General features: G+C 64.7%; 9 protein-coding genes. 1 reads left to right on the top strand and 8 read right to left on the bottom strand.

All coding sequences use genetic code 11. The features are described 5' to 3' along the window. The 8 genes from traC to COA17_RS18190 form a co-directional block, all read right to left on the bottom strand. A partial coding sequence (gene traC, locus COA17_RS18225) for a type IV secretion system protein TraC (protein WP_096614304.1) occupies nucleotides 1-2,506 on the bottom strand: 2,506 nt, incomplete at its 3' end. Then, nucleotides 2,506-3,315 (bottom strand): conjugal transfer protein TraV, encoded by an 810-nt coding sequence (locus COA17_RS18220; protein ID WP_096614302.1) that lies wholly within the window; start codon nucleotides 3,313-3,315, stop codon nucleotides 2,506-2,508. The genes COA17_RS18220 and traC, both read right to left, overlap by 1 nt. Nucleotides 3,316-3,319: 4 nt before the next feature. Further along, a complete protein-coding gene (locus COA17_RS18215; protein ID WP_096614300.1) occupies nucleotides 3,320-4,234 on the bottom strand; it encodes a DsbC family protein in 915 nt (304 codons plus the stop codon). After that, entirely contained in the window at nucleotides 4,231-5,571 is a 1,341-nt protein-coding gene (locus tag COA17_RS18210; RefSeq protein ID WP_096614298.1) for a TraB/TrbI/VirB10 family type IV secretion system protein, read from the bottom strand. The genes COA17_RS18215 and COA17_RS18210 overlap by 4 nt, the downstream gene beginning before the upstream one ends. Next, the gene (locus COA17_RS18205) at nucleotides 5,564-6,319 is read right to left on the bottom strand and encodes a type-F conjugative transfer system secretin TraK (RefSeq protein WP_073978567.1); all 756 of its coding nucleotides are present in this window, start codon (nucleotides 6,317-6,319) and stop codon (nucleotides 5,564-5,566) included. The genes COA17_RS18210 and COA17_RS18205 overlap by 8 nt, the downstream gene beginning before the upstream one ends. Further along, nucleotides 6,319-6,891, bottom strand: a complete 573-nt coding sequence (locus tag COA17_RS18200; protein WP_096614296.1) for a type IV conjugative transfer system protein TraE — start codon at nucleotides 6,889-6,891, stop codon at nucleotides 6,319-6,321. The genes COA17_RS18205 and COA17_RS18200 overlap by 1 nt, the downstream gene beginning before the upstream one ends. An 11-nt stretch (nucleotides 6,892-6,902) precedes the next feature. Continuing rightward, the gene (gene traL, locus COA17_RS18195; RefSeq protein WP_020819170.1) at nucleotides 6,903-7,190 is read right to left on the bottom strand and encodes a type IV conjugative transfer system protein TraL; all 288 of its coding nucleotides are present in this window, start codon (nucleotides 7,188-7,190) and stop codon (nucleotides 6,903-6,905) included. Between the two features lie 26 nt (nucleotides 7,191-7,216). Continuing rightward, a complete protein-coding gene (locus COA17_RS18190; RefSeq protein WP_011445803.1) occupies nucleotides 7,217-7,546 on the bottom strand; it encodes a hypothetical protein in 330 nt (109 codons plus the stop codon). A 350-nt stretch (nucleotides 7,547-7,896) separates the two neighbouring features. Between COA17_RS18190 and COA17_RS18185 the strand changes: the two genes are divergently transcribed. Next, complete coding sequence (locus COA17_RS18185; RefSeq protein ID WP_084276680.1) at nucleotides 7,897-8,358, top strand: transcriptional regulator; 462 nt, start codon at nucleotides 7,897-7,899, stop codon at nucleotides 8,356-8,358. Nucleotides 8,359-8,457 lie beyond the last annotated feature (99 nt).

Raw genomic sequence — 8,457 nt, 5'->3', positions numbered from 1 at the left:
CGCGCTGGTGGCCGCGGGCGATCTCGGCATCGATGGCGGCGAAGGTCTGGGGCGAACTCGAGAAGAGCGTTGCCGAATAGTCGTCGAGCACGAGCCGTCCGATCGCCTCGGTCTCCGGCCCCTTGATGAACACCTCGGAATAGTCGCTCCCGGAGCGCTTGAGGCTGCGGATCAGCGTCTCGGTGCGATCGTCCATATCGAGGCGTTTGCTCGCCTTGAAATCGGCGATCGTCTCCGGCTTCTGCTGAAGGATCAGCATCCAGTCGCTATTCTCCAGCGCTGCCGTCGCCCCGTCGGACTTGTAGTAGTCGTTGAGCGACTGTGTGGCGGTCGCGAGGGCGCCGCCATATTTCCGGCAGGTGCGGGCATAGGTTTCGACGAACTCACCCATCGAGCCGCCCTTCAGCATCGACCATGCTTCATCGATCAGCAGCAGCTTGCGCAGCGACCTTGGGCTGCGCGTCATCGCCTGGCTGGTCATGAACATGATCGCGGAGAGCACCACGCTGCGCAGATCCTCCCGGCTCGCGAGGTCGGACATCTCGAACACGGTGAAATCCGCATCGAGGTCGAGACTGGCCTGGCCCTCGAAGAAGGCGCCGTAGGTTCCGCCAGCCATGTAGGGGGCAAGCGCAGTCGCAATGTCTGCGGCCGTGTCATGGCCGAGACTGGCCAGCATCTCGCCGACGGACGTGACCGTGGCCGCCGCGCCGTGTTCAGCCCAGACCATGTTGACCGCCCGGTCGATCAGCCCGCGCTCGGTATCGGTCAGCTTTGCGCTGTGGCGGGCCATTTGCCCGACGATCGCCTTGATCATCCCGAAGCAGTCGAGGCGATAATCCTCGTCCTCGGCGGCGCGGGCTGCGTCGATCATCGAGAAGGGGTTGAGGCAGAAGCCCGCTTTCATCGTGAACTCGACAAAGCGGCCGCCCTGCAGCTTGACCGAGTGCTCGAAGCTGCGGCCATCGTCGATCACGACCACCTGCGCGCCGGCGCCGCGCAGGGCTGCGCACATCTCCTGGAGCAGCACCGATTTGCCCGATCCCGACTTGCCGCAGATCGCGACGTTGTGATTGCCCGCTTCGTTCTCGAACGGCGACCAGAAGAACGGCTGGCCGCGCCGACCGACGAACAGCAGGTGAGGGTGGGCGCTTCCGAGATATTCGCCCTGCATGGGCGCGATATTGGCTGCTGTGGTCGACAGGACGGTCTTGAACCGCTTCAGCCGCTCCATGTCGGCACCGAGCCCGTCGGCGAGCGTCAGCGGCATGGCCGCGAGAAGCCCCTGGAGCTGCAGATAGCGCTCGTCGGTGAGATCCCAGCCTGCTGCCTTGTAAATCGACTTGATCGCGCGTTCGTGGCGGTCGCCCTGGCCCAGCGGCGAATAGGTCGTCACGCCGTAGAACACGCGCACGAGGCGGCGGCCTTCCTGAAGCTCGGCTTGAACATGTTGCCACTCGGCGGCCTGTTCGCCGATCCGGGGCAGGAACCGGGCGCTGCGGGTGCCGGCAAGGCTGGTTGTCCGCATGAACTTGAAGCCGGCTTTGGCCGATGCCGCCTCCTGATCCGGATAGACGAGACACAGCATGGTGGCGGCCGGGCAGGGGAAGCGCAGCTTGTCGGTGAACAGGTCGCCGATCAGCCGCGCGCATTCCCACGGGGCCCAGCGCGACGGCATGTTGCGGACGGCAAAGTGCCGGACATCGAAAGCATCGGGATAGACGGTCCCGATCTCGGGCACCCCGTCATTGACCTTGCCGGTGGGACGGAACCGCTCGGTCACCAGGCGCATGCGGTCTTCTGCCACGACCAGTTCGATGTCGTGGCGGATCGCCTGCGAGGCGATCGGATCGTTCGGGTTGTAGGGCACCGCATCGTCCTGCGGGGCGGTGGTGGGCGAAGTCAGATCATCGATGACAGCGATCAGCGCTTCCGGCCCGACTTCGACCACGCCGAGATTGAGCGACTTCAGCATCGCCATCAGGCCCTCGCGGGTCTGCTTGAGATCCTCGTTGCTGACCGACTTGGAGGTCGGCACCCCGACCGAGACGATCACCTGGTGATGCCGCGCATGGAAGGGCGCATCCGGCGAGCCAGACTCCCAAACCAGCGAATAGAGCCGCCGCGCCCGGTGCCGGGCAATTGCCTCGTACACGCCGCCCTGCATGTACCGTGGCGCAAACCACGGGGCGATGATCCTGCTGATGCGCGGGCTTGCAAGGTGGAGCACCTGCAGGCAGGCGCCCGCTGGCAGGCCTTCCGAGAAGAACTGACCGAGGATTTCCCCGGTGCGCTCGTCGGCTCCGATCAGCGGCGTGACCGAAAGGACAAAGCCCTTCGAGCGTGCGTTGAAGTACAGGCGGGTTGCCGGATCATAGACCCTGTAGGGGAGCCAGTCGGAGAGCATATCGACCATGAGCTGGGGGCGGGGCTTTTCGACGTGCTCGGCGTCACCCAGCAATCCGCTGAGCAGCCGATCAATGACGGACTTGAGTTGCTCGGCCATTACTTGGGTTCCTTGGGCTGCGAGGTGCTGACGATCGGCTGTTCGCCGTTTCTGACTGCCGGGCGGATTGCAGCTTTCGCGGCTTCAATCGCTGCGGCGCTGGGGAACACGGGAGCGCTGTGCCCCGCCTCTGGCCGAGGGGTCCGATCACGCGGGGGAGGCGGCGTGTCGAACCCCTCGACCGCCGGTGCCTTGGCACCGGCAACGGCCTCGCGCGCCGTGGAGGGGAGGACCAGCGGCGAGGCATCTGAAGTTTCGTTGAAGGGACTGGGCGCATCGGCGTCCGAGATGCCGCCAGCCTGACCCGCGTCGTCGCGTGCAGACGAGAAGGGTGACGCCTCGTCAGCTACGTTCGGGTCTCCCTCCGCGCCGTCGGGTGCTGGGGCTCTCTGGGCGGCTTTCAGCTGCCGACGGACCTGGCGCATCAGTGATCCGCCCTGGTCCTCGCCCGCCTTGCGGCGTAGCTCGGTGGCCCAGCGCGGATTTTCGACGACGGTCCAGGCGACCGCTTCGTCATGCAGCGTTCCAGCTTCATCGACATGAGCGGGGAAGACGACGCGCAAGGTGCGTTCCGCTGTGCGGCTGGTGTCGGCATCCACGACGCCTGACCTCTGCCGCGCGTCAGCATCGAACAGCGCGCCGTTCGACAGATTGTCCGTCGCCTTGGCATCGATGATGTGAGCCGGTGCGCAGTCGCCCTTCGGCGCGCGGCAGGTGAAATCGCCCTCTACGTTGGTGCCGAACGTGGCGCAGCCACTGGCAAGACCGGCCAGACAGGCGCAGGCAAGGAGACGTGTCGGAAAACGCATGGGTCTATCCTTTGGGAGCAGGGGTGGGGGCCAGGGAGGGGCCAGCGCGCAGGAAGTCCCGGAGCACGGCGGCAGGCCGGAAGCCTTCGAGAACGGCGCCATCGGCGGGGCGCACGATCACAGGGGTGCCGCCAAAACCGTGGGCCCGCGCGAAGGCCTCGTTGGCATCGAGACCGCTCGTGTCGCAGGGTTTGGGATTGGCGAGCGCCAGACCCGAATAGGCCATATGCAGCGCCAGCTCAGGCCGCGGCGAGCACAGAACCCGCTCGGCATCGCGCCGGCTTTCCGCCCCGAAGATCGAGATCGGCCGCTCTTCGACCCGCGCTCCGATCGCCTTCAATTCGGCCTCGAGCTTCTTGCAATAGCCGCAGTGGAAGTCCGAAAAGACGACGACACGTGGACCATCGGCCGGTCCCCAGGTGATCGCGCCTTTGGCGGGAAGCTTGCCGAGCGGGACATGGCGCGGCGGGGTGTTCCGGGCTGACGCTGCGGCTGCGCTCGGGCTGCCTTCCGCTTGTGTTTCAGGATTGCTGCGCCGCGCTGCCCCCGCTGCCAACAAGTCCGGATTGAGGGCAAGCAATCGGGCGGCCGTCAGATCCTGACGGGCTTCCATGTCGTAGACCCGGCCGATTACCAGATATTTTGCGGCCCGGTCGACGTAGAAGAGCGTCGATTTGGACGCGACCTCGCACAGGCCGCCAAGGCCCTTGCAGTTGATTGCGTCGATCGGCGTCTTGGGCAGGCGCAGCTTGAGCGCCTCTCGAACCTTCGCCGTGTCCGGAGCGGCAGCGGGGGCAGCAAGGCTTGCCACACCCCATCCCGTCGCAGCCGACACGGCGATGATCGCCGCCAGTCCGGCGCTGGCACGCAACCAGCGGCGCCGACGATTGTCCTGCTCGAGGAGAGTATTTTCGATCATTGGGAGTTCCTCACGTAGACGCCGTCGAGGAACACGATCTCGACATCGATGCCGGTCGGCATCTCGACGACGGGTTGGTACTGTTCGGCGCGCTCGATCAGGTATTTGCTGACCGTGTCGGCAGCGTCGGCGGCGCCCTGGCCAAGTCCGCCGCCGAGAATGTCGCCGGCTGAGAGCTTGGAGCGACTGCCGTCGGGGTTGGTCGTGACGCCGGAAAAGACGCTGTTGGCATTGGCCGAGAAGCCGCGCCCGAAGCCGCCGACAATTCCTGCGAGCAGCGCCTGGCTGACGAGGCTGCCTTCGCGGCTTACGACGCGGCCGCGGACCCCGGACTTGCCAGCGAAGCTGATGAAGCCTTTGACCTCGCTCACTGCGACCCTGCCGCCAGGCTGATCGCAGGTCATGCGGGCGAGTTTCACGTAAACCTTCTCGCTGCTGAGGTCGCCGCGCGCCGCGCCGTTCACCACGCAGCCCTGGATCCGGGTGGTCAGAACCCTTCCGTTCTGCATGACCGAACGAGCAGGGCCGGTGATCCGAAGCACCACAGGCAGCGGATCGGTCTGGCTGGCGACGCCTGCCGAGGCATCGACGCCGACGATTACGCGTGCCGGCGCGTAGGAATTGGGCGGCAGGTAATCGGGCGAATCCTCGACGACGACCGGTGGCGCATCGGGCCGGCCCACACGAAGGCCATTGGTCGCTGCCTTGTCGGAGCTGAAGCTCATCAGCTTCACCTCGCCAGGCGAAGAAATCATGCCGCCCTGCGGATCGCCTGCTGCGGCGCCGGTACTGGTTTGAGGTGACCGGGCCCTTGCGTCATAGCCGCCTGCCTGCGGCCCATAAGCCGGTGGCGGTACAGCCGGTGCCGGTGATGCAGGCTGCGCGGCAAGCCGGGTCTTGAGCTCGGCGTTCTCTGCCGAGATGGCATCGATCGCGGCCTGTCCATCGACCCGCATGGCCTGGTTTTCGGCCTTGAGAGCGGCGAGCTGCGCCTCGATCTCCGTCCGCGGGACGCTCCCATCCTTCAGCGCCTTCTGCTCGCGGGTGACCGCATCGAGCCTGTTGCCGTAGGTCGCGACGAACTCGCGCTGCGACAGGTCGCGGTTGACCAGGCCTGCCGTGTCGATCGTCTGCGCCGCATTGGGATCGCCGGTCTTGGCCTTGTCGTCGCCGCCAAGGATGAACCAGCTTCCGCCGATGAGGGCGAGTGCTCCCAGCGACCCCAGCAGCAGCTTCTGACGGCGCGCGGTGCGGGCGTTGAGCCCGGAAAGTTCGGACGATGCCGCGCTCTCGGCCTGCAAAGGGGCAGTGCCTGGCGTATGGGTTACATCAGTCATGGCCGGTCTCCCCGCTTGCGCCGACAACAAAGGCCGTGGTGCTGGCCCCGGGTTCGAGCTTTGGCTCGGCGATCGAGACGGCGAGCGTGTCGCGCGGTGCGAGATCACGTTCGGCGAGCGTCACGGGTTTCGCTCCGCGATTGTGGATGCGGACGACCTTCCCAGTGAGGCTGGCGCCGCGATAATCAGCGATGAGCTGGACTTCGAGATCGCCGACCCGTGCGGGTATGGCAGTCGATTGGCGGACCTCGAAACCGTCGACCGTCCGGTCATTGGCCATCGCCTGGATGAGCCTGACGGCGCTGGTCTCGATCGGGGTCTGGCTTTCCCAATCCGCCGCCCGGTTCTTCGCGATGACGGGGTTGGTGATGAAGACCTGGGTCGCCGGAATTTGCTCAACCCGGCACGCGACCTTGTAGACGAAGCCCTTCTTGGTGGTGGTGAAGAAGCTGATCGACCGTGCCGCATAAGTTTCCGGCACCGACACATAGATGTCGCCGCGCACCGGCTCGTTGGTCACTGCAAAGTCGTTGTAGGGCGTGCCAGTCGAGATCTTCGAGACGCTGGCGAACTGGTCGTCGACCAATGCGAAGCGGGTCAGCTCGCGCGCTGAAACGCTGCACTCGATTCCGGCGCCGTCAGCCGTTTGCTTGAACTGGTCGGCGGCATGAGCGGGGGATGCTGCGGTGAGCAGAGCGGCCGCGCTCAGAAATAGACCCCGTGTATGGGTCCCTTTTCGGTAAGCCATCACTGGGCCTCCTTCGATTTGTCCTGCGGGGGGAGCTGGGCAAACCCGGCGAGCGCCAGGCGCAGGCCGCGGTAAGTCCAGCTGAAGCGGAAACGGCGCTCGTCGCTGGCAATCACCTGCGCGCCGACGAAGGTCTTGAGCGTGCCGGTCACATCCGATGTCAGACCCTTGGGATCGACCGTCATCGACCGGATAACGAATGCCTGGGTGACATCCGAGCCCCGCTGCTCTTCGACGATCCGGACGAGCTCGGCCTTGAGGCGGCCATAGCTTGCGGGATCTGCCAGCTTCAGGATTTCGCTCATCCAGTAATCGAGGCCTTCCGGACTGCGATTGAGAAGAACAAGGGCCGCATCGCGGGTGACGAGCTCGAGATAATCGGCCTCGACCCCGGCACTGCTCACGGTGAGCGCTTTGGGAACAGTCGGAACCAGCACCACTTCGCGGTCGCGGGTGGCGGCAAGGCTCCCGGCGACGACCAGTGCAAGGCCAAGGCCGGCGCTGGTGAGCGCAAAGAGGTTCCGCTGGCGCAGCAGCGATTGCTGCCGTTCGTGGGATATGTCGGAATGCATGGAAGTGCCCCTCAACCGGCGAGTAGTCGGCAGTGGGAAGGCGGCGTTGCCTTTAGGCCCAAAAATCCTGCAGGCAGATACCAGTATGCGGCGTGGGCTACCCAGGAGCTGGCGCGTCCTGCTTTTGCCTTTCGCAATGCGAACCAGGCGCCGAAGGCGACTATGATGCCGATAAAGATATGCTGGGTGAGGATCCCCCAGGTGAAGGGGGCCAGCATTCCCGCGAACTCGTCGATGGTCCAGAAGCCGATAAGCTCCGGGTCATCGAGCCGCCGAGGAATGATGTATGGGTCTGCCATGGCGACGCCGCCTTCCCTTGCCGCGCTCAGATGACCGCGGTCACGACCGAGGTGACGATCGGAACACCCGTGCCGACACCGATGCCGACACCCACCGGGACGGCGACCTGGCCGAGCGAAAAACGCCCGGATGCCAGACCGATTAGGCCGCCAGCGAGGCTGAGAACCGTGATGATCTTGCCGCCCGAGCCTTCCAGAAAGTCCGTGAACTTCGTGAGGGCAGGGGTGAAGGTCGTGTCAGCGCCGGCATAGGCGGCGCTCGCCGCAAGCGCCGCGATTGCGACCGGGATGGCAATATTGAGGGTCTTGCCGAGACCCTTGACGCTGGCGCGCCTGGGGAGGGTGAGAGACTGCATGTGAAGCTCCGGTTGGAGGGGTGGTCACAGCGTTCTTGCGTTCGCTGTGTGTTCCACATGCATCTAGGAAATGGTCGTAGGAAAGTGTTCAGCGGCAATACCGCCGGGAGGTGGAAGGATGCGGACGCATCTTTTCCCGTTCAACGCACAAAATCGACGATAAAGGCGTAACGTCAGTCATTTTGTGTCGGTGAACGCCGTCCCGCTAGGCGGGATTTGGCGACGAATCGGATAGAGGAACTGATTCGCCTCTAAACGAGATGTTCCGTTTATGTTCTTTTCGTTTTCCTACATGGGATGCTTCGCGTTATGCCTGCGAGTCGCACCAGTGCAGAACCTAGGAGACAACCATGTACCATCCAACCGCCGCCGCCAGACCGGCCAATGAAAGCTTGGCCCGCGTCCTTGCCCATGCGATCGAAGCCGCTGGCAAACCTCGCCACCGGATTGCCAATGAATGCGGCATGCATCGCGAGACCCTGCTTCGCCTTGCGCGCGGCGAGCGGCCTATCGGGCTCGACGAAGCAGCACGTGTGCTCTCCGCCTGTGGAGCCCATCCCCGCGCATCCATGATCCTCGCACTCGCCGGGCAGGAAGATCTCGCCTGCGAGTGGATGCATGGCGAGATGGGCGAATTTCTCGAAGAGTTCTTCACTAGCCTCCCAGTCCATCTTCAGCGGACCCTGGGACGGCGGATTGAGGATCTGCGGCCTCGGTGGGCCAACGGTACCTCACAGCTGGTGGCGCGAATGCTTGCCAAGCACATCGATGATTTTGTGGGGCGCGACATCGCGATGTCGCTGCCGCGGTAAATCCTAAAGTTCGAAGGGGACCGAACCCAAGCCAATGAGATCAACAATGCCGCATGCAACACCAGATGAAATGCACACGCCTCAACCGCCCGAGCCCGA

The organism is Sphingomonas ginsenosidimutans, from assembly GCF_002374835.1.
Lineage (GTDB): Bacteria > Pseudomonadota > Alphaproteobacteria > Sphingomonadales > Sphingomonadaceae > Sphingomonas > Sphingomonas ginsenosidimutans.
The sequence above is the reverse complement of the archived record's forward strand: the minus strand, read 5'-3'. Positions and strand labels throughout refer to the sequence as shown.

What these genes read in the sequence shown, in the direction of transcription:
- COA17_RS18220 (WP_096614302.1), bottom strand. Translation starts at nt 3,315, where the DNA reads ATGCGTTTTCCGACACGTCTCCTTGCCTGCGCCTGTCTGGCCGGTCTT.
- COA17_RS18215 (WP_096614300.1), bottom strand. Translation starts at nt 4,234, where the DNA reads ATGATCGAAAATACTCTCCTCGAGCAGGACAATCGTCGGCGCCGCTGG.
- COA17_RS18210 (WP_096614298.1), bottom strand. Translation starts at nt 5,571, where the DNA reads ATGACTGATGTAACCCATACGCCAGGCACTGCCCCTTTGCAGGCCGAG.
- COA17_RS18205 (WP_073978567.1), bottom strand. Translation starts at nt 6,319, where the DNA reads ATGGCTTACCGAAAAGGGACCCATACACGGGGTCTATTTCTGAGCGCG.
- COA17_RS18200 (WP_096614296.1), bottom strand. Translation starts at nt 6,891, where the DNA reads ATGCATTCCGACATATCCCACGAACGGCAGCAATCGCTGCTGCGCCAG.
- traL (WP_020819170.1), bottom strand. Translation starts at nt 7,190, where the DNA reads ATGGCAGACCCATACATCATTCCTCGGCGGCTCGATGACCCGGAGCTT.
- COA17_RS18190 (WP_011445803.1), bottom strand. Translation starts at nt 7,546, where the DNA reads ATGCAGTCTCTCACCCTCCCCAGGCGCGCCAGCGTCAAGGGTCTCGGC.
- COA17_RS18185 (WP_084276680.1), top strand. Translation starts at nt 7,897, where the DNA reads ATGTACCATCCAACCGCCGCCGCCAGACCGGCCAATGAAAGCTTGGCC.